The following is a 25,875-nucleotide window of genomic DNA, read 5'->3' on the forward strand; positions in this document are numbered from 1 at the left end:
GCGGGTTGTGTATGGCTGGTCGCGCAGTTCCCCGCGCCTCTGAAACCTTGCCCCCGGTCACTGGTGTGGTCGGGGGCGGTTCTACTCTTGGGGCGGACAACTTGCTGCACACCCCCACGAAACAGGAGCCGGCGGAATGGATCACAGCGGGCACGGCATGACCATGGATCTGCCGCCGTTCACGCTGGGACGAGGGCTGGAGTGGTCGGCTGACCCGTTCTTTCTCGTCGCCTGCCTGGCCGGGCTTGCCCTGTACGGGTGGGGTGTCGTGCGGCTCCTCCGCCGCGGGGACAAGTGGCCCGTGGGACGGACCGTCGCCTTCGCCCTGGGCGTGCTGAGCATCATGCTCATGATGTGCACCGGGCTGAACGACTACGGCATGGTCATGTTCAGCGTGCACATGGTGCAGCACATGGTCATCAGCATGGTGTCGCCCATCCTCATCCTGCTCGGGGCGCCGATCACGCTGGCGCTGCGGGCGCTGCCGACCGCCGGGCGGGGCCGCAAGGGCCCGCGTGAGCTGCTGCTGATGTTCCTGCACAGCCGGTACATGCGGATCATCACGCACCCGGCGTTCACGATCCCGCTGTTCATCGCGAGCCTGTACGGGCTGTACTTCACGCCCCTCTTCGACACCCTGATGGGCTCCAAGCCGGGGCACATCGCCATGATGGTGCACTTCCTCGCCGTCGGGCTGGTGTTCTTCTGGCCGATCATGGGCGTGGACCCGGGCCCGCACCGCCCGGGCTACCTGATGCGGATGCTGGAGCTGTTCGCGGGCATGCCGTTCCACGCGTTCTTCGGGATCGCGCTGATGATGGCGTCCGAGCCGATGGTCGGGACGTTCGTGAACCCGCCCGCATCGCTCGGCATCGAGGCGCTCTCGGACCAGAACGCGGCGGGCGGCATCGCCTGGGCGTTCAGCGAGATCCCCTCGGTGCTGGTGCTGGTGGCCCTGCTGTTCCAGTGGTACGCCTCGGACCAGCGGCAGGCCAGGCGCACGGACCGGGCAGCGGACCGCGACGGGGACAAGGAACTGGAGGCGTACAACGCCTATCTGGCCTCGCTGAACGCGCAGGGGCGCTGAAGACCTCTTCGGTACGGGCCGTGCGCGCCGGGCGTCCGCCGGGCACCATGGAGGGACCGAACCATGAGGAGGGTGTTGCGATGCCCGGTTCCACGAACGGTTCCAACTCGACGAAGACCATGGGAGTGCTCACCGTGGGGGGGCTGGTCGTGGTGACGGCCTACACGGTGGCGCTCGGGAGCAACGGCTGGCTGTGGTTCGGCTGGGTCGTCCTGGGTTTGATCACGCTGGGGCTGGTGGTGACCACGCGCAGCACCTGACGGCTCACTCCCGGGGCAGCCGGCCCGCCGGGTGCACCCCCGGCTGGTACTTCGGGAGCCGGACGGTGATCTTCATGCCCGCGCCCGCGGCGGTCTCGATGACGAGGCCGTGGTCGTCGCCGTAGACCTGGCGGAGCCGGTCGTCGACGTTGGAGAGGCCGATGCCGCCCGAGGGGCTGACCTCGCGGGCGAGGATGCGGCGCAGCAGACCGGGGTCCATGCCGGCGCCGTCGTCCTCGATGACGACGAGGGCCTCGGCGCCCGCGTCCTGTGCGGTGATCTGGATGTGGCACTTGCCCGGGGAGACGGCCTTGCCCTCCAGGCCGTGCTTGACGGCGTTCTCGACGAGCGGCTGCAGGCACAGGAAGGGCAGGGTGACCGGCAGTACCTCCGGGGCTATCTGGAGAGTGACGGAGAGGCGGTCGCCGAAGCGTGCCCGCACGAGCGCCAGGTAGTGGTCGATGGCGTGGAGTTCCTCGGCGAGCGTGGTGAAGTCGCCGTGCCGCCGGAACGAGTACCGGGTGAAGTCGGCGAACTCCAGGAGCAGCTCGCGGGCGCGCTCGGGGTCGGTGCGGACGAACGAGGCGATCACCGCGAGCGAGTTGAAGATGAAGTGCGGGGAGATCTGGGCCCGCAGCGCCTTGATCTCGGCCTCGATGAGGCGGGTGCGGGACTGGTCGAGATCGGCCAGTTCCAGCTGGACCGAGACCCAGCGGGCGACCTCGCCGGCGGCCCGGACCAGCACCGCCGACTCGCGCGGCGCACAGGCGACGAGGGCGCCGTGCACCCGGTCGTCGACGGTGAGCGGGGCGACGACCGCCCAGCGCACCGAGCAGTCGAGGCTGTCGCAGGTGAGCCGGAAGGCTTCGCCGCGGCCGGTCTCCAGGGGGCCCGCGAGGCGTTCCATGATCTCGCTGCGGTGGTGGGCGCCGTCGCCGTCCCAGACCAGGACCTGCCGCTGGTCGGTGAGGCAGAGGGCGTCCGTGCCGAGCAGGGAGCGCAGTTTACGGGCGGACTTGCGGGCGGTCTCCTCGGTCAGGCCGGCCCGCAGCGGGGGCGCGGCGAGGGAGGCGGTGTGCAGGGTCTCGAAGGTGGCGTGCTCGACGGGGGTGCCGAGGCCGGCCAGGCTCTTGGCGCGTGCGGTGCGCCGGCCGAGCCACACCCCCAGGGCGAGTACCGGCAGTACGGCGACGCACAGGCCGGCCAGGAATCCGCTCATGCCGTCACCTCCGTGCGCAGTTCCTCGGGCAGGTGGAACCGGGCCAGGACGGCCGCGGTGCCGGGCGGGACCCGGCCGGGCGTGGCCAGGGAGACCAGGATCATGGTGAGGAAGCCCAGCGGCACCGACCACAGCGCGGGCCAGGCGAGCAGGGCGTGCAGGGCGGCGCCCTCGCCCGGGTAGCCCGCCATGGTCGCGGCGACGGCGAGCAGCGCGGAACCGCCGCCGACGAGCATCCCGGCGGCGGCGCCGGGCGGGGTCAGCCGCCGCCACCAGATGCCGAGGACGAGCAGCGGGCAGAACGAGGACGCCGAGACGGCGAAGGCGAGGCCGACGGCGTCGGCGACCGGCAGCCCGCCGACCAGGACGCTCGCCGCGAGGGGCACGGCCATGGCGAGGACCGTCCCGAGCCGGAAGTGCCGTACGCCGCGGGACGGCAGGACGTCCTGGGTGAGGACGCCCGCGACCGCCATGGTCAGGCCCGAGGCCGTGGACAGGAACGCGGCGAAGGCGCCCCCGGCGACCAGTGCGCCCAGCAGGTCGCCGCCCACTCCCCCGATCATGCGGTCGGGCAGCAGGAGGACGGCGGCGTCCGGGTCGCCGGTGAGGGTCAGTTCGGGAGCGTAGAGGCGGCCCAGGGCGCCGTAGACCGGGGGCAGGAGGTAGAAGGCGCCGATCAGGCCGAGGACCGCGACGGTGGTGCGGCGGGCGGCGACGCCGTGCGGGCTGGTGTAGAAGCGGACCACGACGTGCGGCAGGCCCATGGTGCCGAGGAACGTGGCGAGGATCAGCCCGTACGTGGCGTACAGCGGGCGTTCCTCGCGGCTCTCGGCCTGGGACGGGGAGAGGTCGCCACCGCCGCTGCGCTCGGCCCGGGGGACGGGGGCGCCCGCGGCGAAGGTGAGGCGGGTGCCGCTGTCGATGCGATGGGTACCGGCGGGGAGTTCCAGGCGGGTGCCGGTGTGGGTCCGGCCGTCGACGGTGCCGGTCACCGTGACGCTCAGGGGCCGGTCGAGGGTGAGGTCGATGGTGTCGTCGATCCGGACGACGCGCTGCTCGCGGAAGGTGGCCGGTTCGTCGAAGGCGTGCCGGGGTGCTCCGTCGCTCTGCCAGGTGAGGACCAGGAAGAGGGCGGGGACGAGCAGGGCGGTGAGCTTCAGCCAGTACTGGAAGGCCTGCACGAAGGTGATGCTGCGCATGCCCCCGGCGGCGACGGTGGCGGTCACGACGACGGCGACGATCACTCCGCCGAGCCAGTCGGGCGCACCGGTCAGCACGGTCAGGGTCAGTCCTGCGCCCTGCAGCTGGGGCAGCAGGTAGAGCCAGCCGACGCCGACGACGAAGGCACCGGCGAGGCGCCGCACCGCCTGGGAGGCGAGGCGGGCCTCGGCGAAGTCGGGGAGCGTGTAGGCGCCGGAGCGGCGCAGCGGGGCGGCGACGAAGAGCAGCAGGACCAGGTAGCCGGCGGTGTAGCCGACGGGGTACCAGAGCATGTCCGGGCCCTGGACCAGGACGAGGCCCGCTATGCCCAGGAAGGAGGCGGCGGAGAGGTACTCGCCGCTGATGGCGGCGGCGTTGAGGCGGGGTCCGACGGTGCGGGAGGCGACGTAGAAGTCGGAGGTGGTGCGGGAGATGCGCAGGCCGAAGGCGCCCACCAGGACCGTGGCGACGACGACCAGGGCGACGGCGGGGACGGCGTAGCTGGAGTTCATCGGTGGGGCTTCAGCGGTCTTCGACGAGGCGTACGAAGTCGCGCTCGTTGCGCTCGGCGCGGCGGACGTACCAGCGGGCGAGCAGGACCAGGGGGATGTAGAGGCCGAAGCCGAGGACGGCCCACTCCAGGCGGCGGGCGTCTGGCATCGCCGCGAAGAGCAGCGGGAGCGGGCCGACGAGCAGTCCGAGGACGGCGAACACGATGAGGGCGGCGCGCAGTTGGGTGCGCATCAGGGAGCGGACGTAGGTGTGGCCGAGGGTGGTCTGCTCGTCGATCTCGGTGCGGGGGCGGTAGTAGGAGGACGAGGTCCGACGGGTCTGCCGGGGCGGGCCGGTGACGACGACGCGGCGTTCGGTGTGGTCCTGGGGCACCGTCACGGCCTCCTCATGAGCAGGTCGCGCAGTTCGCGCGTGTGGCGCCGGCTGACCTGGAGCTCCTCGGAGCCGATGAGGACGCTGACGGTGCCCGCGTCGAGGCGGAGTTCGCCGATGTGGCGCAGGGCGACGAGGTGGCGGCGGTGGATGCGGACGAAGCCGCGGGTGCGCCAGCGCTCCTCCAGGGTGGACAGCGGGATGCGCACCAGATGGCTGCCCTTGTCGGTGTGCAGGCGTGCGTAGTCGCCCTGTGCCTCGACGTGGGTGATGTCCTCGACGGAGACGAAGCGGGTCACGCCGCCGAGTTCGACGGGTATGTGGTCCGGGTCGGGCTCGTGCACGGGGATGCGCGGGGCGGCGCCGCGCAGCTCGGCGGCCCGGCGGACGGCTTCGGCGAGGCGCTCCTTGCGGACCGGTTTGAGGACGTAGTCGACGGCCTTGAGGTCGAAGGCCTGCACGGCGAAGTCCTCGTGGGCGGTGACGAAGACGACGAGCGGCGGCCGGGCGAAGCCGGTGAGCAGCCGGGCGAGGTCGAGGCCGTCGAGGCCGGGCATCTGGATGTCGAGGAAGACGACGTCGATGGCCTCGGGCCCGCCGGGGCCGGACTCCAGGGCGCGGTTGATGCGGCGCAGCGCCTCGGTCGCGTCGCCGGCTCCCTCCGCGCTGCCGATGCGGGGGTCGGCGTGCAGGAGGTAGAGCAGCTCCTCCAGGGAGGGGCGTTCGTCGTCGACAGCCAGGGCGCGCAGCATGAACCCGGAGTGTAGGGGTGATCCGTACGTCTGGACATGTGCCGGGGGTGGACGCCCGCGCTGCATGTGGTGCCCGCGCGGGGCCGGGCGCGGGCGGGAGTGCCGGTGGATACAGTGCCCGCATGAACAGCAGGTCCACGCCGTTCGACGAACTCGACCGGAAGATCATCACCGCGTTGATGGCGAACGCGAGGACGTCGTTCGCCGAGATCGGCACGGCGATCGGGCTGTCGGCCACGGCGGTCAAGCGGCGGGTCGACCGGCTGCGCGAGACGGGTGTGATCACCGGATTCTCGGCGACGGTGAAGCCGTCGGCGCTGGGCTGGCGCACGGAGGCCTACGTCGAGGTGTACTGCGAGGGCGCCGCCCCGCCGCGGCGGCTGGCCGAGGTCGTGCGCGACTACCCGGAGATCGCCGCGGCGATGACCGTGACCGGCGGCGCGGACGCGCTGCTGCACGTCCGGGCGCGGGACGTGGAGCACTTCGAGGAGGTGCTGGAGCGGATCCGGCAGGAGCCCTTCATCCGGAAGACGATCAGCGTGATGGTGCTGTCCCATCTGCTGCCGGAGAGCCCGGAGGCGGGGGCGAGCCATCCGGCCCCGGAGCGGGCTCCGGGCGGCGCAGCAGACGTGCGCTGAGCGGGCGTAAGACGCAGCGTTCCTGCGCGAACGCGCAATCATTGTTTCTTGTCGCGCACCTCCCCCAGTTCCTACCGTTGTGTCAATCACCCGTCACACACCGTGAGGAAGCGGAGGGACCCCTCTGTGCCCGACTCCCGTGTGCCGCGCCGGCGGCGCTACCTCGTCTGCGAACCCAGACACTTCGCCGTGCAGTACGCGATCAACCCCTGGATGCACCCCGACGAACCCGTCGATGTGATCAGGGCCCTGGACCAGTGGCAGGCGCTGGTCGACACCTACCGTGCCCACGGCCATACCGTGGACAGTGTGAAACCCGTTCCCGGCCTGCCCGACATGGTTTTCGCCGCGAACGCGGCGGTCGTCGTCGACGGCCGCGTCTTCGGCTCGCTCTTCCACGCGCCCGAGCGCCGTCCCGAGTCCGTGCCGTACGAGGCGTGGTTCAAGACGGAGGGCTACGACGTCTACCACCCCGAGTCGGTGTGCGAGGGCGAGGGCGACCTGGTCCCGGCCGGACGCTGGATCCTGGCGGGGACGGGCTTCCGTACGACCCGGGAGGCCCACAGCGAGGTGCAGGAGTACTTCGGGACGCCGGTGATCAGCCTGACGCTGGTGGATCCGTACTTCTACCACCTGGACACGGCGCTGTTCGTCCTCGACGAGGAAAACATCGCCTATTACCCCGAGGCGTTCTCGCCGGGCAGCCGTGAGGTGCTGGCCCGGCTGTACCCGGACGCGGTGCTCGCCACCCGCGAGGACGCGATGGCGTTCGGGCTCAACTCCGTCTCCGACGGGCGCCACGTGTTCATCTCGCCGGGGGCGACGGCCCTGGCCGAGCAGCTTTCCGACCGAGGCTATGTCCCCGTCCCCGTCGACCTGTCCGAGTTCCAGAAGGCCGGTGGCGGCATCAAGTGCTGCACCCAGGAGATCCGGGAGATCCGCTCATGACCGCACCCGTCCGCACCGAGGACTCGCAGAGGGACCGTGGCTCGCGGGAGACCCGTGGCTCGCAGGAGCTGATCCGCGCGGAGGAGCCGGTCCTCGCGCACAACTACCACCCGCTTCCGGTGGTCGTCGCGCGTGCCGAGGGCACCTGGGTGGAGGACGTCGAGGGGCGCCGCTACCTCGACATGCTCGCCGGCTATTCGGCCCTCAACTTCGGCCACCGGCACCCGGCGCTGATCGAGGCGGCGCACCGTCAGCTGGACCGGCTGACGCTCACCTCGCGCGCCTTCCACAACGACCGGCTCGCCGAGTTCGCGGAGCGGCTGGCCGCGTTGACCGGCATGGACATGGTGCTGCCCATGAACACCGGTGCGGAGGCGGTGGAGAGCGGGGTGAAGGTGGCCCGCAAGTGGGCCTACGACGTGAAGGGCGTCCCGGCCGACCGGGCCACGATCGTGGTCGCGGCGGACAACTTCCACGGCCGTACGACGACGATCGTCAGCTTCTCCACGGACGAGACGGCCCGGGCGGGCTTCGGGCCCTTCACCCCGGGGTTCCGGGTGGTGCCGTACAACGACCTGGCCGCGATGGAGGCGGCGGTCGACGACACGACGGCCGCGGTGCTGATCGAGCCGATCCAGGGCGAGGCGGGGGTGATCATCCCCGACGACGGCTATCTGGCCGGTGTGCGGGAGCTGACCCGCCGCAAGGGCTGTCTGTTCATCGCCGACGAGATCCAGTCCGGGCTCGGCCGCACGGGCCGCACGCTGGCGGTCGAGCACGAGCCGGTGGTGCCGGACGTGCTGCTGCTGGGCAAGGCGCTGGGCGGCGGCATCGTGCCGGTGTCGGCGGTGGTCGGGCGCCGGGAGGTGCTCGGTGTGCTGCGTCCCGGGGAGCACGGCTCCACCTTCGGCGGCAATCCACTGGCGGCGGCGGTCGGCACGGCGGTCGTGGAGCTTCTGGAGACGGGCGAGTTCCAGCGCCGGGCGGCCGAGCTGGGCGTCATCCTGCGCGACGGTCTGACGGGGCTGGTCGGCAAGGGCGTCGTCGGTTTCCGCTCGCGCGGCCTGTGGGCGGGCGTCGACATCGACCCCGCGCTCGGTACCGGCCGCGAGATCAGCGAGCGCCTGATGCGCGAGGGAGTCCTGGCGAAGGACACCCACGGCTCCACGATCCGCCTGGCCCCACCGCTCACCATCACGGCCGAGGAGCTGACGGGGGCCCTCGCGGCACTGGAGAAGGCGCTGGGCTGAGGAGTCCGGCGGTCGCCCGGCGGGGAGCGACGTCCACGACACGGACGCGCTCCCCACCGGGGCGCTGCGCGGGCTGCACCGGGTGGGGAAGGGGGCCTTCAGGCGTCCGCGACAGCGGTCGGGCGGACCGTACGAAGCCCGGGGCGGGGCCGCGGCCGCTGACGCTCCTCGGAGACGGGCGCCGGGCGCGAATCGAGCCGAGCGGGGCCGGATCCGCCGCTTGACGTCCCCCTGCCCAGTGGAGCGGCGCCGCCCCGGCCGGCCCTGCACAAGCCGCCCGGTCTCGCCGAAAGGGTGAAGATTGGGGCAAGAGGTGGTAGACCACTCTCAGCGACAGAGAGGTCGGCCGTGGGCGCAGACGAGGTGTACGACGTTGCCCGGCAGCGGTTCGATGTGGCCGACGCGGCGCCCCTGTTGCTCGATCCGCAGGGCGTGGTGACGGGCTGGACGAGCGGTGCCCGGCGGCTGCTGGCGTACCCGGCGTCGGAGGCGGTCGGCAGGAAGCTGGCCGATCTGCTGGTCGCCGAGGACGCGCAGCGGGTGCCGGACCTGGTCGAGCGGTGCCGCAGGAACGGCGGCTGGACGGGGCTGCTGACGGCCCGCCGCAGGGACGGGCAGCAGGTGAAGGTGATGGCCCGGATCGCCTCGGCCGAGGAGGCGCGCGGCGGGTCGCGCTGGCTGATGCTCCTGTCGGAGCTGTCCGACGCCCCCGGCTGGGACATGAGCCGCACGGTCCTGGAGCAGATGGCGGCGGGCGCCCCGGTCGGTATCGCGATCGTCGACACGGACCTGCGCTTCGTGTGGTCGAACGCCGCCCTGGAGCAGTTCGGCGGCGGTCCGGCCGCCCGACGGCTCGGTCTGCGCTTCGCGGACGTCCAGCCCGGCATGGACGCCCAGGCGGTCGAGGCGCAGATGCGGCACGTGCTGGAGACCGGCGAACCGGTGGTCGGCTACGAACACGTGGGCCATGTGCGCTCGGCCCCCTTGCGGGAGACCGCGCACATGATGTCGTTCACCCGGCTGGAGGACGACCAGGGCCATCCGATCGGCGTGTACTACACCGTCGTGGACATGACCGAGCGGCACCGGGCACGGCAGCGGCTGGCGCTGCTCGACCGGGCCGGTGAGAGCATCGGCCGCAGCCTCGACCTCACGCGCACGGCGCAGGAGCTGGCGGACGTGGCCGTGCCGGGGCTGTCCGACTTCGTCACCGTGGACCTGCTGGAGTCGGTGCTGCGGGGCGCCGAGCCGGCCCCCGGGCCGCTCGCGGACTCGGAGGAGCCGGTGGAGCTGCGCCGCGCCGGCTACCGGTCCGCGCAGGACGACCTCGCCGAAGCCGTCATCGAGATCGGCGAGATGGTGGCCTTCCGGGCCGGAACGCCGCCCTTCCGCTGTCTGGCCACGGGACGGTCCTGGCTGGCGGAGCGCCTCGACCCGCTGACCCGGGACTGGACCACGGAGACGCCGAGCGGCCGCCGGGCCACCTTCCTGGAGCTGGGCCTGCACAGCGTGATGACCGTGCCGATCCGCTCGCGCGGCACCACGCTGGGCATCACGACCTTCTACCGGCGCCACCACCGGGAGTCCTTCGACGAGGAGGACCTGCGGCTGGCCGAGGACCTCGTCGCCCGCGCGGGCGTCTGCGTGGACAACGCCCGCCGCTACACCCGCGAGCGGGACGCCGCGCTCGTCCTGCAGCGCAGCCTGCTCCCCCACCGGCTGCCCGAGCAGGACGCCGTCGACGTGGCCGCGTGCTACCGGCCGGCCGACGAGCTGACCGGTCTCGGCGGCGACTGGTACGACCTCATCCCGCTGTCCGGGGCGCGTGTCGCGCTGGTCGTGGGCGAGGTGCCCGGGCACGGCATCGACGCCGCGGCGGCCATGGGGCAGCTGCGGACGGCCGTACGGACCCTGGCGGCGCTGGATCTGCCGCCCGCGGAGGTGCTGGCGCATCTCGACGACCTGGTGGCGCGGTCGGCGCGGGAGGAGGGTGCGGAGCCCGGCATGGTGGGGACGGCGGGGGCGCAGGTCGTGGGTTCCGGGTGCCTGTACGTCGTCTACGACCCGGTCGAGGGCGGATGTGCGATGGCCGCGGCGGGGCATCCCGCTCCGGCCGTGGTGCTGCCCGACGGCTCGGTCGTGTTCGTCGATCTGCCGCAGGGGCCGCCGCTCGGGGTGGGCGGGCCGCCCTTCGAGGCGGTCGAGCTGCCGCTCTCGGAGGGCAGCACGCTCGCGCTCCACACGGACGGGCTGCTGGCCCGGGGCGAAACCTGGGCGGTCGACGCGGGCCGGGAGCGGCTGCGCGGGGCGCTGGAGCGGTCGGGCCCGCTCGAGTCGCACTGCAGGGCCGTGGTCGACGCGCTGGTCCCGGACCGCCCGTACGACGACGTGGCCCTGCTGATGGCCCGGACGAAACGTCTCGGCAGCGAGCAGGTCGCGGCCTGGGAGCTGCCCTCGGATCCGGCCGTGGTGGCCGACGCCCGGCGCACGGCCACCCGGCAGCTGGCGCGCTGGGGCCTGGACGAGCTGGCCTTCACCACGGAGCTGGTGGTGAGCGAGCTGGTCACCAACGCCATGCGGTACGCCACCGGGTCCATCCGGCTCCGGCTGATCCGGGAGCGCGCGCTGGTGTGCGAGGTTCTCGACGGCGGCGCCACCGCCCCCCATCTGCGCCATCCCCGGACGACGGACGAGGGCGGGCGCGGGCTGCTGCTGGTCTCCCAGCTCACGCAGCGGTGGGGCACGCGGTTCGTTCCCGAAGGGAAGATCATCTGGGCCGAGCAGTCCCTGACGGACCTCCCGGTATGAAGCCGGTCGAGGTTCGCCCATACCATGTGAAACTGGTGTGACCCCGGCGGCGGTGAGGCGGCAGCCATGGCGGAGACGGCGATCGACTACGGTGCGGTTTTCAAGGCCCTGCCCGGCATGGTGGCGCTCCTGACACCCGAGCTCGTGTACGCGGACGTCAACGAGGAGTTCGTCCGCGTCTCCGGCCGCTCGCGGGAGCAGCTGATCGGCAAGTACCTGTTCGACGTGTTCCCGGACAACCCGAACGACCCGGCCGCGACGGGCATGCGCAATCTGGAGGCCTCGCTGTACCGCGTCCTGGCCACCGGGGAGCGCGACACCATGGCCCTGCAGCGGTACGACGTCGAGGACTCGGAGCGGCCCGGCGAGTGGCAGAAGCGCTACTGGAGCCCGGTGAACGCGCCGCTGCTCGGCTCGGACGGCAAGGTCGTGCTCATCCTGCACCGGGTGGAGGAGGTCACGGAGCTGATCCGGGCCCGGGGCGGCTCGCCCGGGAACCGGGGCAGCCGGGCCAGCGTCCTGGAGGCCGAGCTGTACACCCGCGCCCGTGAGCTGCAGGAGCTCAACGAAAGGCTGCGCCAGGCGCACTCCCGGGAGCGGGAGGTGGCGCTGGCGTTGCAGAAGGCGATGCTTCCCGCACCCCGGCAGGTCCGCAATCACCCTGCCGCCGTCCGCTACCGCCCCGCCGTGGGCGCGCTCAACGTGTGCGGGGACTGGTACGACCTGGTCGATCTGGTGGGTGGCGACCGCATCGGCGTGGCCGTGGGCGACGTGGTCGGGCACGGGCTGGAGGCCGCCGGGGTGATGGGCCAGTTGCGCAGTGCGCTCAGCGCGGCCTCCCGGGTCGCCGACGGGCCGGCCCAGGCCCTGGACGTGCTGGGGCGCTACGCCCACGTGATCGACGGAGCGGAGTCGGCGACCGCCGTGACGACCTTCGTCGACTGCGACCGCCAGGTCATCACGTACAGCAGTGCCGGCCACCCCCCGCCCGTGCTCGTCCGCCCGGACGGCCGCACGGAGTTCCTCGACCAGGCGACGGACACGCCACTGGACGCCCGCCCGGACCCGATCCCGCGGCCCCAGGCCGAGATCACGTTCACGGCGGGCGCCACGCTCGTGCTCTACACCGACGGCCTGATCGAACGGCGCCGCGAGGACATCGACACGGGCCTGGACCGGCTCGCCGAGGCCCTGCGCGAGCACCGGGACCAGGACCCGGAAACGCTCGCCGACACCGTTCTGCTGGAGTTGCTGCCGCCGGGTGGCTCCACCGACGACACGGCGCTGATCATCGTGCGGCTGTGACCCGCAACGGCTGTGACCTACATGCGGGTCTTGCCGTGGTCGAGCAGCCGGACGCGGTCGACGTTCTGCCGGTCCTCGGCGTCCGCGCTGGGTTCACCGGCGAACCACGCGTCGAGGATCTCCGTCAGCAGCGGCTGCGACGTCAGCCGCAGGCTGAGCGCGAGTACGTTGGCGTCGTTCCAGCGGCGGGCTCCGTCGGCCGTGTAGGCGTCCGTGCACAGGGCGGCCCGGACGCCGGGCACCTTGTTCGCGGCGATCGAGGCGCCGGTGCCGGTCCAGCAGCACACCACCGCCTGGTCCGCCGTACCGTCGGCGACCTCGCGGGCCGCGGCCTCGGAGCACACCGCCCACTGCGGGTCGTCACCCGGGCGCAGCGCGCCGTGCGTGCGCACCTCGTGCCCCCGCTCGCGCAGGGCGGCGACGAGGGAGCGGGCGACCGGTTCGTCCATGTCGGAGGAGACAGAGATCCGCATGCCTGGCAGGTTACTCGCCGGGGCGGCCGGGGCCACCGCCCACAGCAGCCGTCCGTCGGCAAGAGCCACCGGCCCGCCACGCACCCCCGCTATCGCGCCAGGTCACCCGTTCGGCTTGCCCGTCACCCGGGCGGCGCAGCACGCTGGTCCCGCGGTCCTCCCCAGCCGCATGAGCACCACCGAACACCCCTGCCTGACTGACCATCAGTCAATTGGCGAAGGATCTGTGCGGTCCGCCCGCACGAGGTGCCCGGTGGCCGTGCCTGCACCTACACTGGCACCCCACGACATGCCGGTTGACCTGCTGGAACGCGGCGGTTGAGTCCACCGCGAGAGTCGAGGAGCGCCCGCTTTGTTCTACTACCTGCTGAAATACGTGTTGCTGGGCCCGCTGCTGCGACTGGTCTTCCGGCCTCGAATAGAGGGTCTGGAGCACGTTCCCGCGGAGGGCGCCGCCATCGTCGCCGGGAACCACCTGTCGTTCTCGGACCACTTCCTGATGCCCGCGATCCTCAAACGGCGCATCACCTTCCTCGCGAAGGCCGAGTACTTCACGGGCCCGGGGCTCAAGGGCCGCCTGACGGCCTTCTTCTTCCGCAGCGCGGGGCAGATCCCGGTCGACCGCTCCGGCAAGGACGCGGGCCAGGCCGCGATCCGCGAGGGCCTCGGCGTGCTGAGCAAGGACGAGTTGCTCGGCATCTACCCCGAGGGCACCCGCTCGCACGACGGCCGGCTCTACAAGGGCAAGGTCGGTGTGGCGGTCATGGCCCTCAAGGCCGGCGTCCCGGTGATCCCCTGCGCGATGATCGGCACCTTCGAGGCCCAGCCGCCCGGCAAGGTCATCCCCAACATCCACCCCGTCGTGATCCGCTTCGGCAAACCCCTGGACTTCTCCCGCTACGAGGGCATGGAGAACGAGAAGGCCGTGCTGCGTGCGATCACCGACGAGATCATGTACGCGATCCTCTCGCTGTCCGAGCAGGAGTACGTCGACCGGTACGCGGCCGTGGTGAAGGCCGAGGAGGCCGCCGCCGCCAAGGAGCGGAAGTTCCGGCGCATGCCCCTCGGTTGAGCTCTGCTGTCGGCAGAAGCCGGTTCCGCGGCCGCCCTGCGGCGATCTACGGTCGCGGCATGGGACGTGCTGTGGTGATCGGGGCCGGCGGGCAGATCGGGAGGCCGGCGGTGCAGGCGCTGGCGCGGGACGGCTGGCAGGTGACGGCCGCCTCGCGCGGCGGCGGCCGGGACGAGAACTGGCCCGCCGAGGTGCGGACGCAGCGGCTGGACCGCGAGGACGACACGGCGCTCGCCGCGCTGATCGGAGACGGCTGCGACCTCGTGGTCGACGTGGTCGCCTACGGGGCCCGGCACGCACAGCAGTTGACGGGTCTGGCCGACCGGATCGGCGCCGCCGTAGTGGTGTCGTCCGTGTCGGTGTACGAGGACGGCGAGGGCCGCGGCTTCGACACCATGGGCGAGCCGGACGGGCTCCCGCGCTACCCCGTACCGATCACGGAGGACCAGGCGACGGTCCCGCCGGGGGACACCACGTACAGCACCCGCAAGGTGGCCCTGGAGCGTGAACTCCGCGCGGTGGGCGACCGGTTGCCCACCACCGTGCTGCGCCCGGGCGCGATCCACGGGCCGTGCAGCCCGCTCCCCCGCGAGCTGTACTTCGTCAAACGCAACCTCGACGGCCGGCGCAGGCGGGTGCTCGCCTTCCGGGGCGAGAGCCTCTTCCACACGTCGGCGGCACGCAACATCGCCGAACTGATCCGGCTGGCTGCGGCCCGGCCGGGCTCCCGGGTGCTCAACGCCTGCGATCCGCTGCCACCGACCGTGTCGGAGATCGGGGCCACCGTGGACGCGATCATGGGAGTGGAGACACGGACCGTCCCGCTGGACGGGCCGGCGCAGGCGTCCGTGGGCAGTTCCCCCTGGTCGGTGGAGCTGCCGGTGGTGTGCGACATGTCGGCCGCGGAGCGGGAGCTGGGGTACCGACCCGTCGTGTCCTATCCGGAGAGCCTGCCGGAGACGGTCGAGTGGCTCGTCCGCCGGCTGTCCGGGCAGGACTGGCGGGAGGCGTTCCCCACCCTCACCCGCGCCTACCCGGACCTCTTCGACTACGCGGCGGAGGACGCCTGGTTCGCGGCCCGGCAGGCATGAGGAAAAGGAATGAGTGAAGGGCGGCCGGTGTCCCGGCCGCCCCTCACCACCCAACGGAGTTGGCTACGACTACGGCTTCGGCGTGGCGTGCGGCGCGCAGGTCACGTCGGCGGCGTCCAGCTTGCCGGTGAGCAGGTAGCTGTCCACGCGGGGGTTGATGCACGGGTTGACCAGGCTGGTGACACCGTGGGAGCCCGCGTCCTTCTCCGTGATCAGGCGGGAGCCCTTGAACCGCTTGTGCAGCTCCACGGCGCCCTCGTACGGGGTGGCCGCGTCCCGCTCGGACTGGACGATGAGCACGCCGGGCAGACCCTTGCCGGTCTTGACGTTCAACGGGGTCTGCTGCTTGGCCGGCCAGGTGGCGCAGGGCAGGTTCATCCAGGCGTTGGCCCAGGTCATGAAGGGGTGGTCCTGGTGGAGCCGCGTGTTGTCGCGGTCCCACTTGCGCCAGCTGGTGGGCCACTTGGCGTCGGCGCACTCCACGGCCGTGTACACGGCGTTGCCGTTCTCCGAGGCCGCGTTGCCCGCCGTGTCGGACAGGTCCGGGGCGGCGGCGTCGACGAGCGCCTGGGTGTCGCCGGCGACGTACTTGCTGAAGACCGAGGCGGTCGGCGCCCAGGCGGAGTCGTAGTACGGGGCGCTCTGGAAGAAGGAGATGAGCTCGGCCGGGCCGACGACCCCGCCGATGGGGTTCTTCTTCGCGGTGGCGCGCAGCTCCAGCCACTTCGCCTGGACCGCGGCGCGGGTGGTGCCGAGGTGGTAGGTCGCGTCGTTCGCGGCGACCCAGTCCTGCCAGTCCTTCCAGCGGCCCTCGAAGGCGACGTCCTGGTCCAGGTTGGCCTGGTACCAGATCTTGTCCCGGGACGGGTTGACGACGCTGTCGACGACCATGCGGCGCACGTGGCCCGGGAAGAGGGTGCCGTAGACGGCGCCCAGGTAGGTGCCGTAGGAGACGCCGAGGAAGTTGAGCTTCTTCTCGCCGAGGGCGGCGCGGATGACGTCGAGGTCGCGCGCGGTGTTCGGCGTGGTCATGTGCGGCAGCATCCAGCCGCTGCGCTCCTGGCAGCCCTCGGCGTACTCGCGGGCCAGCTTGCGCTGGGCGAGCTTGTCGGCTTCGGAGTCGGGCACGGGGTCGGCCTTGGGCGCCTTGACGAACTCCTGCGGGTCCGCGCAGGAGATGGGCGTGGACTTGCCGACGCCGCGCGGGTCGAAGCCCACGAAGTCATAGGCCTTGGCCGCGTTGGCCCAGACGGCGTTCTTGTTGGTGACCCGGGCCGGGAAGCGCAGCCCGGAGCCGCCGGGGCCGCCGGGGTTGTAGATGAGCGCGCCCTGCCGCTCGGCCTTCGTGCCCGTGTTGCCGATGCGGTCGACGGCGAGCTTGATCTGCTTGCCGTGCGGCTTGGCGTAGTCGAGCGGCACGGTGACGTATCCGCACTGGATCGGCTTGGCCAGGTTCCAGTCGGCGGGACAGTCCTGCCAGTCGATGCCGGCCTTCGCGGCCCGGGCCGCGGCGATGGCGGTGCCCCTCGCCTCACGGTCCTGGCCGTGGCCGCTGCCCGCGTTCGCGTTCGCCGTGGGCGCCGCGACGGCACCCGCTATCAGTGTGGCCGTGACGAGCGCGCCGGCCGAACCGAGCGCCGCCACCCGCCTCTTCGGTCTCGAACCCCTCAAGGGGGACCTCCCCGTACCTCGTTGAGATCAGTACGGGGGATCCTCCCGGTTGTGAGGTCCCTGACAACAGGGCCGGACGCCCTTCTTTGCCAATCCGATAAACGGAGAACTCGTGCTGCTCTGCGGACGTCCAGGGCCTGTCGTTCGGGATCAGGTCGCAGGGAACCGACGGTTTCTCGTCAGCGCCGGTGCGCGTGCCAGGCCCCAGGTCTGCGACGTGATCCGAACGTCAGGCCCTAGGCCGGCGGGAGCGAGGCGAGGGCCTCGTCGAGCAGCCGCCGCAGCCTGAGGGCGTCCGGTGCCACCGCCGTCACCAGCGCGGCGGGCCCGGCGAGCGGCACCACCGAGGCCCCCTCCCCCAGCGCCCCGGCGGTCACCGGCGCGGCGCCGAACTCCGGTCGCACCACGACGAGTTGTCCGACCGCCCGATGCCCCGCCAGCACGGCGGGCCCGTCCCAGCCGCCCGGCGCGCCGGGCCCGCAGGCCAGTTCCTGGTCGAGCACGGCCTGCCCGGCCACCCGTACGGTCAGACGGCTCGTGAGCCGCCCGGGTTCCTCACCGGCGCGTCCGAGCACCTGCTCCTCGCGCAGCACGAGCCGGGCGGTGGCGGCGAGCTCGACGCGGGTGGAGACACGCAGGTCGCTGCCGTGCGCCGAGATCAACTGTTCGGGCAGCCAGTGCAGTTCCCCGCCGTCGGCGACGTCGAGCAGGACGTCGTAGCGGGCGTCGCCCTTCGCTTGCCCGGGCAGCGCGATGGTGGCGGCGGCCGACCCGACGGACAGTCGCGCGCCCTCCTCCACCCGGCCCTCCACGGTGAAGTGGTCACCGCCGAGCGGTCCGCTCATCGCACCGACCAGCATGACCCGCGCCCCGGCTCCGGCGGCCCGGGTGCGCCGCAGTGCCAGGGGCCCGTCGCTCTCCAGCACGGGCAGCGAGGTCCCGCCGCGTCCGTCGGCACGGGCGACGATCCGCGCGACGGACCGCACTCCGGCGGCGGCACGCACGCTCACGCGGTCCACGCGGCGAGCTGCGCGCGCACCCACGCGGCGACGTCCGCCACCCCGGTCCCACCCCGCAACGACTGGAAGACGACGGGCAGTTCGGCCCGCTGCGCCTTGGCGTCGGCGGCCATCCGGGCGAGGTCGGAGCCGACGTACGGGGCGAGGTCGGTCTTGTTGACGACGAGCAGGTCGGCGGTGGTCACGCCGGGGCCGCCCTTGCGCGGGATGTCGTCGCCCCCGGCCACGTCGATCACGAAGATCTGCGCGTCGACGAGCCCCTTGGAGAAGGTGGCGGTGAGGTTGTCCCCGCCGGACTCCACGAGCACCAGGTCCAGCGGCCCGACGGCGTCCTCCAGGTCCTCCACCGCTTCCAGGTTCGCGGAGATGTCGTCCCGGATCGCGGTGTGCGGGCAGGCGCCCGTCTCCACGGCGGTGATCCGCTCGGGCGGCAGCACGGCCTCGCGGAGCAGGAACTCGGCGTCCTCCCGGGTGTAGATGTCGTTGGTGACGACGGCGAGCGACAGTTCGTCGCGCAGCGCCCGGCAGAGCGCGGCGACGGTGGCGGTCTTCCCGGAGCCGACGGGGCCGCCGAGCCCGATGCGGAGCGCTCTGCGGGTTCCGTCGGGGCGGTGGGCGTCGGCGCCGAGGGCGGTGGGGCCGTCGGGGTTGGGGTGGTCGAGGTGCATGTGCGGCTCCTGGTGGGGCAGGCCCGGGTTTGCGGGCGATGTGGCGGGCGCTGGTGTCGGGGTGCGGGTGGGTGGGGGCCGGCCGCGCTCACGCGGCGGAGCCGCATCTCGAACACGGCCCCGCGCCCCTTGAGGGGGTGGTATGCGCGGCGTTCAGAAGGCAGCTACGAGGCGAACAGCCGTACCGGCCACCCCGCATGCACCTCCGCCCCGATTTCCAGTAGAGGTGCCGACCCCGCCGGCAGCGCGTCGACCCCCTCGTCGACGACTCTCCGCGCCGCCTCCACCGCCCGGTCCACGACCCGGTCCACCTCCCACGCCAGCCTTGCCAGCGCCCCCGTCGCGTCGAACGGATCGAGGCTCAGCAACCGCACCGTCGCCGAGGCGGGCCCGCTCACGTTCTCGTAGGCCGCGCAGTACGCCGCGTCGACCGGGCCCAGTCCCGCCGCCCGGGCCGCCAGCCCCAGCACCACCGGCTGGTGCGCCCCCTTGGGGAACTCCCGGCCGAGCGCGTCCAGTTCGGCACTCGGCCAGGTCGCCCGCGCGGCCCGCAGCAGCTGCCGCCCCAGCTTGCGGGCGGCGGCCCGCAGGGCGGGCGAGGATGTCCGCGCGTCCGCGGCGCGGTCCAGCGCGACGGGATCGATCCCGAGTGCCGCGGCCGCGGACAGCCCCGCGGCCACCAGCCCCGCCGTGTGCAACCGCCCCCGGCAGAACTCCTCCAGGCTCGCCGCCCCACTGATCCGCCCGGCCTTGACCGCCGCCTCGGCACCGCCGGAGTGTGCGTGTCCTCCGGCGGGAAACCGGCCGTCGGCCAGGACGAGAAGCGCTGCTCGTGACATCAGACCACCCTCAGAACAGGAAGTACCGCTGAGCCATGGGCAGTTCGGCCGCGGGCGCCGCCTCGACCAGCTCTCCGTCGATGTGCACGGCGAAGCTGTCCGGGTCGACCCGCACCTCGGGCCGCGCGTCGTTCTCCCGCATGTCGGCCTTGGTCACACCGCGCGTCGACTCGATCGCCACGAACCGCTTCCCGAGCCCCAGCCGCTCCGGCAGGCCGGCCTCGACGGCCATGGGGGCTACGAAGTTCAGGGAGTTGGCGGCGGGCGCCCGCCCGATCGCCCCGTACATCGGGCGGGGCAGGATCGGCTGGGGCGTGGGGATCGAGGCGTTCGCGTCGCCCATCTGCGCGTACGCGATCTGCCCGCCCTTGATGACGAGCTGCGGCTTCACACCGAAGAACGCCGGCTCCCACAGCACCAGGTCGGCCAGCTTGCCGCTCTCGACCGATCCGATCTCCCGGGCCAGGCCCTGGGCGAGCGCCGGGTTGATCGTGTACTTGGCGACATAGCGACGCACCCGGTGGTTGTCGGCGCGTCCGTCCCCGGGGAGCGCGCCCCGCCGCCGCTTCATCACGTGCGCGGTCTGCCAGGTCCGCATGACGACCTCGCCGACGCGCCCCATGGCCTGGGAGTCGGACGAGATGATCGAGATCGCGCCCAGGTCGTGCAGCACATCCTCCGCGCCGATCGTGGACGGCCGGATCCGGGACTCGGCGAAGGCCAGGTCCTCCGGCACCGCCGGGTTGAGGTGGTGGCACACCATCAGCATGTCGAGGTGTTCCTCGGCGGTGTTGACGGTGAACGGCCGAGTCGGGTTCGTGGAGCTGGGCAGGACGTACGACTCGGAGACCACGGTCATGATGTCCGGCGCGTGCCCGCCGCCCGCACCCTCGGTGTGGTACGCGTGGATGCCCCGGCCGGCGATCGCGGCCAGGGTGTCGCCGACGAACCCGGCCTCGTTGAGCGTGTCGGTGTGGATGGCGACCTGGATGCCGGTCTGCTCTGCGACGGTCAGCGAGGCGTCGATGACGGCCGGGGTGGAGCCCCAGTCCTCGTGCAGCTTCAGACCGAGCGCACCGCCCCGGATCTGCGACAGCATCGCCTCGTGGGAGACGGTGTTGCCCTTGCCGAGCAGCCCGATGTTGAGGGGATGGGCCTCCATGGCCTCCAGCATCCGCGCGAGGTGCCAGGGGCCGGGCGTCACGGTGGTGGCCTTGGAGCCCTCGGCCGGGCCCGTTCCGCCGCCGACGAGGGTCGTGATGCCGGAGGACAAGGCCTCGTCGGCGATCTGCGGGCAGATGAAGTGGACGTGCGCGTCGATCGCACCGGCCGTGAGGATCCGCCCGTTGCCGGCGATGATCTCGGTCTCGGGGCCGATGACCAGGTCGGGGTGGACACCGTCCATGGTGTCGGGGTTGCCGGCCTTGCCGATGCCGGTGATCCGGCCGTCGCGGATGCCGATGTCGGCCTTGACGATCCCCCAGTGGTCGATGATCACCGCGCCGGTGACGACGGTGTCGGGGGTGCCTTCCGCGCGTGTGGCACGGGCCTGGCCCATGGACTCACGGATGACCTTGCCGCCGCCGAACACGGCCTCGTCGCCGGCGCGTCCCGGCCCGCCGGAGCGGTCTTCCTCGATCTCGACCAGCAGGTCGGTGTCGGCGAGGCGGATCCGGTCGCCGGTGGTCGGGCCGAACAGGTCGGCGTAGGCGGCACGCGAGATCTCAGGCATCGAGGGCACCTCCGGTCTCCCCGCGCAGACCGGGCACCACGCGGGCGCCGGCCAGCGGAACGAGTTCGACCTCGACGGGGATCCCGGGCTCGAAGCGCACCGCGGTGCCGGCGGCGACGTTCAGCCGCCTGCCGCGCGCGGCGGCACGGTCGAACTCCAGGCCGGGGTTGGCCTCGGCGAAGTGGTAGTGGGAGCCGACCTGCACTGGCCGGTCGGCGGCGTTGAGGACGGTGAGCCGGACGGCCTCGCGGCCCTCGTTGTAGGCAATCGTCCCGTCGGCGAACAGGATCTCTCCGGGAATCACGGCGGCCTCCCCGTCAGACGATCGGCTCATGGACGGTGACGAGCTTGGTGCCGTCGGGGAAGGTGGCCTCGACCTGGACGTCGTGGATCATCTCCGGGATGCCCTCCATGACGTCGTCCCTGGTCAGGAGCTTGCGTCCGGAGGACATGAGGTCCGCGACGGTCCGGCCGTCCCGTGCGCCTTCGAGGATGTGCGAGGTGATGAGCGCAACCGCCTCGGGGTGGTTGAGCTTCAGCCCCCGGGCCCGGCGCTTCTCGGCCACGTCGGCCGCCACGTGGATCAGCAGTCGTTCTTGCTCGTGCGGGGTCAGTTGCACGTCCCACCTCACAGTCCTCGCTCCGGGCGGTGCGGGGCCCGGCTGCCGCGGCCACGGGGCAAAGTGCCAGGTGGCGTGGAGCGGCAGGCTAGTTGGACCGCGTTTCGGGCACGTTAACCGAGCTGTGATCCACCGGCCGCGGTGTCCACGTCCCGCATGCTGGTCAGCGCCCGCAGACCGTCCCGGAGGACCTCGACCGGGGCGGGTCCGAAGAGGGACTGCTGTGCGATGAACCCGAGGACGCAGGCGATCATCGTGCGGGCCACGTGGTCCGGCGTCACGTCGGCGCGCATCATCCCGGCCTGCTGATAGCCCTCGACGATCCTCCCCCAGGCCGCGCGGACCGAGCCGTAGCCCTCCCGCAGGATGAGCGCCAGCTCGTCGTTGCGCAGGGTCTCCGTCCACACCTGGACGACGAGCCGCGGAAAGGCGGGCCGGCCGTCGACGACCAGGGACTCCCGGGCGGCCAGCGTCCTGCCGAGGACGGAGGCGACGAGTTCGTCCGGCGGCGGGGGCGGACTCTGCCGCACCGCCTCCTCGAACGCCTCGCGGACCGAGCCGAGCACCTCGGCGACGATCGCGCCGATCAGTTCCTCCTTGCCGCTGAAGTAGCGGTACACGGCGCCCGCCGAGAGGTCGACCTCCTTCAGCACGTCCTGCATGGACGTGGCGTGGAAGCCGTTGCGGGCGAAGCAGAGCGCGGCGCCGTCGAGGATCTGGCGGCGGCGGGCGTCGAGATGTTCCTGGGAGACGCGTGCCATGGTCCACAAAGTAAAACGAATATTCATTCTTGACAAGCTCCCGCCGGCGGAGCACGGTGAGAGCAGAGCAAAACGAACGATCCTTCTTTTTAGCGCTCCTCCGGTCCGCTCACTCCAGGAGACCCTCATGCCTTCCCGCAACCGCCGCGTGATCGCGGTCGTCGTCCTCGTGCCCGTCCTGGCCGCCCTCGCCCTGTGGGCCTTCGCCTGGCCCGCCTCCCGTATCGCGCCCCGCGACCTGCCGCTGGGCGTGGCCGGACCGCCGGCCGCGGTGGCCCAGGTCGAGAGGCAGCTGGAGCGGCACGAGGGCGCCTTCGAGATCCACCGCTACGCCGACGAGGCCGCCGCCCGGGACGCCATCGAGGACCGGAGCGTGTACGGGGCGGTGGTGGTCACACCGCAGGGCCCCGAACTGCTCACCGCGTCGGCGGCCGGACCGGCCGTCGCGCAGTTCCTCCAGCAGGCCGTGGCGCAGCAGGCCGCCGCCGGGGGCGCACAGGTGAAGACGGTCGATGTCGTGCCCACCCCGGCCAGTGATCCGCGCGGCGCCGGGCTGACCGCCGCCGTACTGCCGCTCGCCCTGGCCGGCATCGCGGCGGGCGCCGTGGTCACCCTGCTCGGGCTGCGCGGCGTCCGGGCCGCGCTCGCTCTGCTCGGCGCGTCCGCCCTGGTGGGCGTGGCCGCTGCCGGGATCACGCACAGCTGGCTCGGGGCACTCGGCGGCGACTGGTGGGCGGAAGCGGGTGTGCTCGCGCTGTCCACGCTGGCCGTCGGCGGCGCCGTCGCCGGACTCGCCGCCCTGATCGGCCCCGCCGGCACGGGCCTCGCGGCCGCCGTGGTGATGCTGCTCGGCAACCCGTTCTCCGGCGCCACCTCGGCCCCGGAGATGCTGCCGGAGCCGGCCGGCGTGCTCGGTCAGTGGCTGCCGCCCGGCGCGGGGACGACCCTGCTGCGCTCGGTGTCTTCCTTCGACGGCGCGGCGGCGACCGGCCCCGCCCTGACCCTGGCCTGGTGGGCGGTGCTGGGCCTGGGTGCCGTCCTGCTCGGCGGCTCGCTCCGGGCGCGGAAGGCGGGCGCCGAGCCCGCGGCCGGCCACCGGGAACTCTCGGCCGTCGGCTGACCGGCACCCCCACGAAGCGACCGTGCGTCCCCGCTGTAGCGGACGGGGACGCACGGTCTTTCGTCTGTCCGGGGCCGGGCCCTAGTGGCCGGCCCTCCGGTGCTCCGCCGCGATGCCGAACCGCTGGGGTTCACCAGGAGCGGACGCGACCTCGCGGACCGTGGAGACGGCGCTGATCACCGGCTCCTCCGCGGACGCCGCGAGCTCCTGGGGCTCTTCGAGTCGCCGCAGGTCATCGGCCGAGACGAGGGCGACGAGAGGCTTGCCGTGCCGGGTGACGACGACGCGTTCGCCGCCGTACACCACGCGGTTGATCAGGTCGGCGAGCTCAGCCCTGGCTTGCGTCACCGGAATCTCGTAGGCCATGTCCCCATCATAACGTGACGTACGTCCTGTACATTTTTTACAGAGACAGCCGTCGCCGGAGACGGCTGCGCCGCGAGGAGGGGTTCGCCATGACCCGACCGTCCGCCCGCCATGTGCTGCCCGAGTTCACCGATCGCACGGCGTCCGGGCAACGGACGATGGATCCGTACTCGAAGCTCCTGGAGGAGCGGATCGTCTTCCTCGGGGCGCCTGTGGACGAGACCTCGGCGAACGACGTCATGGCCCAGTTCATGCACCTGGAGCACCAGGCCCCGGAGCGGGACATCTCGCTGTACATCAACTCCCCCGGCGGCACCTTCCACGCGATGACGGCCATCCACGACACGATGCGGTACGTCTCCTGCGACGTGGAGACGATCTGCCTGGGCCAGGCCGGTGCCGCCGCCTCGGTACTCCTGGCGGCGGGCACGCCCGGCAAGCGATTCGCGCTGCCCGACGCCCGCCTGGTGATCCATCAGCCCGCGCTGCCCGAGCCGGTCCGGGGGCAGGCCAGTGATCTGGCGATCCAGGCCGACGAGTTGACGCGCATCCGGAGCCGGATGGAGGAACTGCTCGCGCTGCACACGGGCCGCCCCCGGGAGCAGGTGAGCACGGACATCGAGCGGGAGAAGATCCTGACCGCCCAGGAGGCGGTGGACTACGGCCTGGTGGACGGGATCATCCCCGGCCGCAGGACCCCCCTCGCACCGCCGACCGGACGGTGAGGCCCCGGTGCTCCCGCCCGAACTGCCGCCGCTGCCCGCCCTGACACGCGCCGAGGCGGAACTGATCGACCGTTACCTCGACGTCGTCGACCTTCTCGGCCGCATCAACCCGGCCCAGGACGGCGACACCTACCGCGGACTGCGCGCCGCCCAGGCCCTGGTCGGCAAGGCGACCGCATTGCGTGACGCGTTGGCCCTGATGCATCAGCGGGGCGAGACGGAACTGCACGCCGGCACGCTGGCCCGGGCACTGCGGGTGCTGGACGGCGAGCGGCGCACGGCCCGGCTCACCCTGCCCCCGGAGTCCGTCAGTTGACGCGGAACCCTCGGTCCGGACAACCGCTCCGTCATCGAGGCGTCCGGACCTGAGTCGAAACGGACCAAAAGACGTACCCCTGTTCGGAGTAGGCGGGAGACCAATTTTGGGACCGTTCCGGTTGCGCAACGCGCGTAGCCCAAGGACAGAATGGGGCATTCCGTCGCTGGTCCGGGGGCCGCGAATCCGTGGACAGTGGCTCGAACGCACACGTGTCCACCCGAACGGGCGAGTGGTGAGTAACAACACAAATCCCCGGTTCCGTTGGGAAATCCGGACAGGCATGCGCCAAGATCCCTGTCTGACGACAAGCCCCCGCCGCTGTGGCGGGGCGATCCGGGCGGACGCCGAGTCCTGCCGCCGCCCGGATGACCGGTCGACAGGAGTGGATCGGCAGGAGTGGAGGACCCAAGCACGACGGGTCGCCGGGACGGTCACGCCATGACCTGACCCGAGCAGCCCTTGGGGTGAAGCCGCGTCAGCGGCCGGGCAACTTCGCCAGCCCGAATCCGACAGGTCATCCTTCACAGGCGGCTGACGAAGGGTTGCGCATGACTGCGCTCAATCGTGTCCCGTCGCTCATGGTCCGGGCCGGCACGGCCTCGGCGCTCACCATCGCCGCCGTGGGCGGTTCGATCGTGGCGCCCGGCTTCACCTCCGAGGCCGCGGCAGCCACGCCGGCGACCAAGGCACTCCAGATCGCTGCATCCAAGAAGGGTTCGCCCTACAAGTACGGGGCCACCGGTCCGCACCGGTTCGACTGCTCCGGGCTCACGCTCTACTCGTTCAAGAAGGCCGGCAAGAAGCTCCCCCGCACGGCTGCCCAGCAGTACAACAAGACGCGCCACATCTCCGCCAAGAACCGCAAGGCGGGCGACCTGGTGTTCTTCCACTCGGGCAGCAACGTGTACCACGTCGGTATCTACGCGGGTAAGAACAAGCTCTGGCACTCCCCGAAGAGCGGGGACGTGGTGCGGCTGCAGAAGATCTGGACCAAGAGCGTCTGGTACGGGCGCGTGAAGTGATCCGCCCGGCGTGCGGCGGCGTCCT

27 protein-coding genes and 1 riboswitch are annotated in these 25,875 nt (G+C 72.2%); of the genes, 13 read left to right on the plus strand and 14 right to left on the minus strand.

The genetic code is table 11. From position 1 onward, the window contains the following. Positions 1 to 136: 136 nt before the first annotated feature. Entirely contained in the window at positions 137 to 1,087 is a 951-nt protein-coding gene (locus HNR57_RS24065; RefSeq protein WP_184562720.1) for a cytochrome c oxidase assembly protein, read from the plus strand. An 80-nt stretch (positions 1,088 to 1,167) separates the two neighbouring features. Further along, positions 1,168 to 1,347, plus strand: a complete 180-nt coding sequence (locus HNR57_RS24070; protein ID WP_184562721.1) for a hypothetical protein — start codon at positions 1,168 to 1,170, stop codon at positions 1,345 to 1,347. Positions 1,348 to 1,351: 4 nt separating this feature from the next. Here HNR57_RS24070 and HNR57_RS24075 read toward each other — a convergent pair whose 3' ends face one another. From HNR57_RS24075 to HNR57_RS24090, 4 genes are read right to left on the minus strand one after another with little or no spacing between them, the layout of a single operon-like run. Continuing rightward, complete coding sequence (locus tag HNR57_RS24075; RefSeq protein ID WP_184562722.1) at positions 1,352 to 2,566, minus strand: sensor histidine kinase; 1,215 nt, start codon at positions 2,564 to 2,566, stop codon at positions 1,352 to 1,354. Further along, positions 2,563 to 4,278, minus strand: coding sequence for a sodium/solute symporter (locus tag HNR57_RS24080; RefSeq protein ID WP_184562723.1), 1,716 nt, complete (start codon positions 4,276 to 4,278; stop codon positions 2,563 to 2,565). The genes HNR57_RS24075 and HNR57_RS24080 overlap by 4 nt, the downstream gene beginning before the upstream one ends. A 10-nt stretch (positions 4,279 to 4,288) precedes the next feature. After that, on the minus strand, positions 4,289 to 4,651 hold the full coding sequence (locus HNR57_RS24085) for a hypothetical protein (protein ID WP_184563014.1): 363 nt from the start codon (positions 4,649 to 4,651) through the stop codon (positions 4,289 to 4,291). A gap of 2 nt (positions 4,652 to 4,653) precedes the next feature. Next, positions 4,654 to 5,403: a LytR/AlgR family response regulator transcription factor gene (locus tag HNR57_RS24090; RefSeq protein WP_184562724.1), complete on the minus strand. Its 750-nt coding sequence runs from the start codon at positions 5,401 to 5,403 to the stop codon at positions 4,654 to 4,656. A 122-nt stretch (positions 5,404 to 5,525) separates the two neighbouring features. Between HNR57_RS24090 and HNR57_RS24095 the strand changes: the two genes are divergently transcribed. From HNR57_RS24095 to HNR57_RS24115, 5 genes are all read left to right on the plus strand, one after another. After that, positions 5,526 to 6,041 (plus strand): Lrp/AsnC family transcriptional regulator, encoded by a 516-nt coding sequence (locus HNR57_RS24095; RefSeq protein ID WP_184562725.1) that lies wholly within the window; start codon positions 5,526 to 5,528, stop codon positions 6,039 to 6,041. A gap of 126 nt (positions 6,042 to 6,167) precedes the next feature. Beyond that, a complete protein-coding gene (gene ddaH / locus HNR57_RS24100; protein WP_184562726.1) occupies positions 6,168 to 6,989 on the plus strand; it encodes a dimethylargininase in 822 nt (273 codons plus the stop codon). Further along, positions 6,986 to 8,239, plus strand: a complete 1,254-nt coding sequence (gene rocD / locus HNR57_RS24105; protein ID WP_246554868.1) for an ornithine--oxo-acid transaminase — start codon at positions 6,986 to 6,988, stop codon at positions 8,237 to 8,239. Before ddaH ends, rocD begins: the two co-directional genes overlap by 4 nt. 348 nt (positions 8,240 to 8,587) lie before the next feature. Beyond that, positions 8,588 to 11,047 carry a SpoIIE family protein phosphatase gene (locus HNR57_RS24110; RefSeq protein ID WP_184562728.1) on the plus strand — a complete coding sequence of 820 codons (2,460 nt, stop codon included), beginning with the start codon at positions 8,588 to 8,590 and terminating at the stop codon, positions 11,045 to 11,047. 66 nt (positions 11,048 to 11,113) lie between these two features. Then, the gene (locus HNR57_RS24115; RefSeq protein WP_184562730.1) at positions 11,114 to 12,352 is read left to right on the plus strand and encodes a PP2C family protein-serine/threonine phosphatase; all 1,239 of its coding nucleotides are present in this window, start codon (positions 11,114 to 11,116) and stop codon (positions 12,350 to 12,352) included. A gap of 17 nt (positions 12,353 to 12,369) precedes the next feature. Here the strand turns inward: HNR57_RS24115 and HNR57_RS24120 are convergent, their stop codons facing one another. Then, complete coding sequence (locus HNR57_RS24120; RefSeq protein WP_184562732.1) at positions 12,370 to 12,825, minus strand: RpiB/LacA/LacB family sugar-phosphate isomerase; 456 nt, start codon at positions 12,823 to 12,825, stop codon at positions 12,370 to 12,372. A gap of 352 nt (positions 12,826 to 13,177) precedes the next feature. Here HNR57_RS24120 and HNR57_RS24125 point away from each other — a divergent pair, with 352 nt between their 5' ends. Next, complete coding sequence (locus tag HNR57_RS24125; RefSeq protein WP_184562734.1) at positions 13,178 to 13,897, plus strand: lysophospholipid acyltransferase family protein; 720 nt, start codon at positions 13,178 to 13,180, stop codon at positions 13,895 to 13,897. A 59-nt stretch (positions 13,898 to 13,956) separates the two neighbouring features. Then, complete coding sequence (locus HNR57_RS24130; protein ID WP_184562735.1) at positions 13,957 to 14,988, plus strand: NAD-dependent epimerase/dehydratase family protein; 1,032 nt, start codon at positions 13,957 to 13,959, stop codon at positions 14,986 to 14,988. 69 nt (positions 14,989 to 15,057) lie between these two features. On the opposite strand, the gene HNR57_RS24135 is transcribed toward HNR57_RS24130, so the two are convergent. From HNR57_RS24135 to HNR57_RS24170, 8 genes are all read right to left on the minus strand, one after another. Further along, complete coding sequence (locus tag HNR57_RS24135; protein WP_184562737.1) at positions 15,058 to 16,659, minus strand: alpha/beta hydrolase; 1,602 nt, start codon at positions 16,657 to 16,659, stop codon at positions 15,058 to 15,060. 236 nt (positions 16,660 to 16,895) lie between these two features. Next, the gene (locus tag HNR57_RS24140) at positions 16,896 to 17,678 is read right to left on the minus strand and encodes an urease accessory protein UreD (protein ID WP_184562739.1); all 783 of its coding nucleotides are present in this window, start codon (positions 17,676 to 17,678) and stop codon (positions 16,896 to 16,898) included. After that, positions 17,666 to 18,346: an urease accessory protein UreG gene (gene ureG, locus HNR57_RS24145; protein ID WP_184562741.1), complete on the minus strand. Its 681-nt coding sequence runs from the start codon at positions 18,344 to 18,346 to the stop codon at positions 17,666 to 17,668. The genes HNR57_RS24140 and ureG overlap by 13 nt, the downstream gene beginning before the upstream one ends. 164 nt (positions 18,347 to 18,510) lie before the next feature. Beyond that, entirely contained in the window at positions 18,511 to 19,185 is a 675-nt protein-coding gene (locus HNR57_RS24150) for an urease accessory protein UreF (RefSeq protein WP_184562743.1), read from the minus strand. 10 nt (positions 19,186 to 19,195) lie between these two features. Then, a complete protein-coding gene (locus tag HNR57_RS24155) occupies positions 19,196 to 20,917 on the minus strand; it encodes an urease subunit alpha (protein ID WP_184562745.1) in 1,722 nt (573 codons plus the stop codon). Continuing rightward, entirely contained in the window at positions 20,910 to 21,221 is a 312-nt protein-coding gene (locus HNR57_RS24160) for an urease subunit beta (RefSeq protein WP_184562753.1), read from the minus strand. The genes HNR57_RS24155 and HNR57_RS24160 overlap by 8 nt, the downstream gene beginning before the upstream one ends. 13 nt (positions 21,222 to 21,234) lie before the next feature. Continuing rightward, entirely contained in the window at positions 21,235 to 21,537 is a 303-nt protein-coding gene (locus HNR57_RS24165) for an urease subunit gamma (protein WP_184562755.1), read from the minus strand. Positions 21,538 to 21,650: 113 nt separating this feature from the next. Then, positions 21,651 to 22,298, minus strand: coding sequence for a TetR/AcrR family transcriptional regulator (locus tag HNR57_RS24170; RefSeq protein WP_184562757.1), 648 nt, complete (start codon positions 22,296 to 22,298; stop codon positions 21,651 to 21,653). Between the two features lie 127 nt (positions 22,299 to 22,425). On the opposite strand from HNR57_RS24170, the gene HNR57_RS24175 reads away from it, so the two are divergent. Next, positions 22,426 to 23,418, plus strand: a complete 993-nt coding sequence (locus HNR57_RS24175; RefSeq protein ID WP_184562759.1) for an ABC transporter permease — start codon at positions 22,426 to 22,428, stop codon at positions 23,416 to 23,418. Between the two features lie 81 nt (positions 23,419 to 23,499). Here the strand turns inward: HNR57_RS24175 and HNR57_RS24180 are convergent, their stop codons facing one another. Beyond that, complete coding sequence (locus HNR57_RS24180) at positions 23,500 to 23,784, minus strand: type II toxin-antitoxin system Phd/YefM family antitoxin (protein ID WP_184562761.1); 285 nt, start codon at positions 23,782 to 23,784, stop codon at positions 23,500 to 23,502. A gap of 89 nt (positions 23,785 to 23,873) precedes the next feature. Between HNR57_RS24180 and HNR57_RS24185 the strand changes: the two genes are divergently transcribed. The 3 genes from HNR57_RS24185 (at position 23,874) to HNR57_RS24195 (ending at position 25,850) form a co-directional block, all read left to right on the plus strand. Further along, the gene (locus HNR57_RS24185; RefSeq protein WP_184562763.1) at positions 23,874 to 24,509 is read left to right on the plus strand and encodes an ATP-dependent Clp protease proteolytic subunit; all 636 of its coding nucleotides are present in this window, start codon (positions 23,874 to 23,876) and stop codon (positions 24,507 to 24,509) included. A 7-nt stretch (positions 24,510 to 24,516) separates the two neighbouring features. After that, positions 24,517 to 24,825, plus strand: a complete 309-nt coding sequence (locus HNR57_RS24190; RefSeq protein WP_184562765.1) for a hypothetical protein — start codon at positions 24,517 to 24,519, stop codon at positions 24,823 to 24,825. Between the two features lie 348 nt (positions 24,826 to 25,173). Then, positions 25,174 to 25,373, plus strand: a riboswitch (cyclic di-AMP (ydaO/yuaA leader). Positions 25,374 to 25,376: 3 nt separating this feature from the next. After that, on the plus strand, positions 25,377 to 25,850 hold the full coding sequence (locus HNR57_RS24195; RefSeq protein WP_033307256.1) for a C40 family peptidase: 474 nt from the start codon (positions 25,377 to 25,379) through the stop codon (positions 25,848 to 25,850). Positions 25,851 to 25,875: the final 25 nt, after the last annotated feature.

Origin of the sequence: Streptomyces paradoxus (assembly GCF_014202475.1) — a bacterium.
GTDB classification, from domain to species: domain Bacteria; phylum Actinomycetota; class Actinomycetes; order Streptomycetales; family Streptomycetaceae; genus Streptomyces; species Streptomyces paradoxus.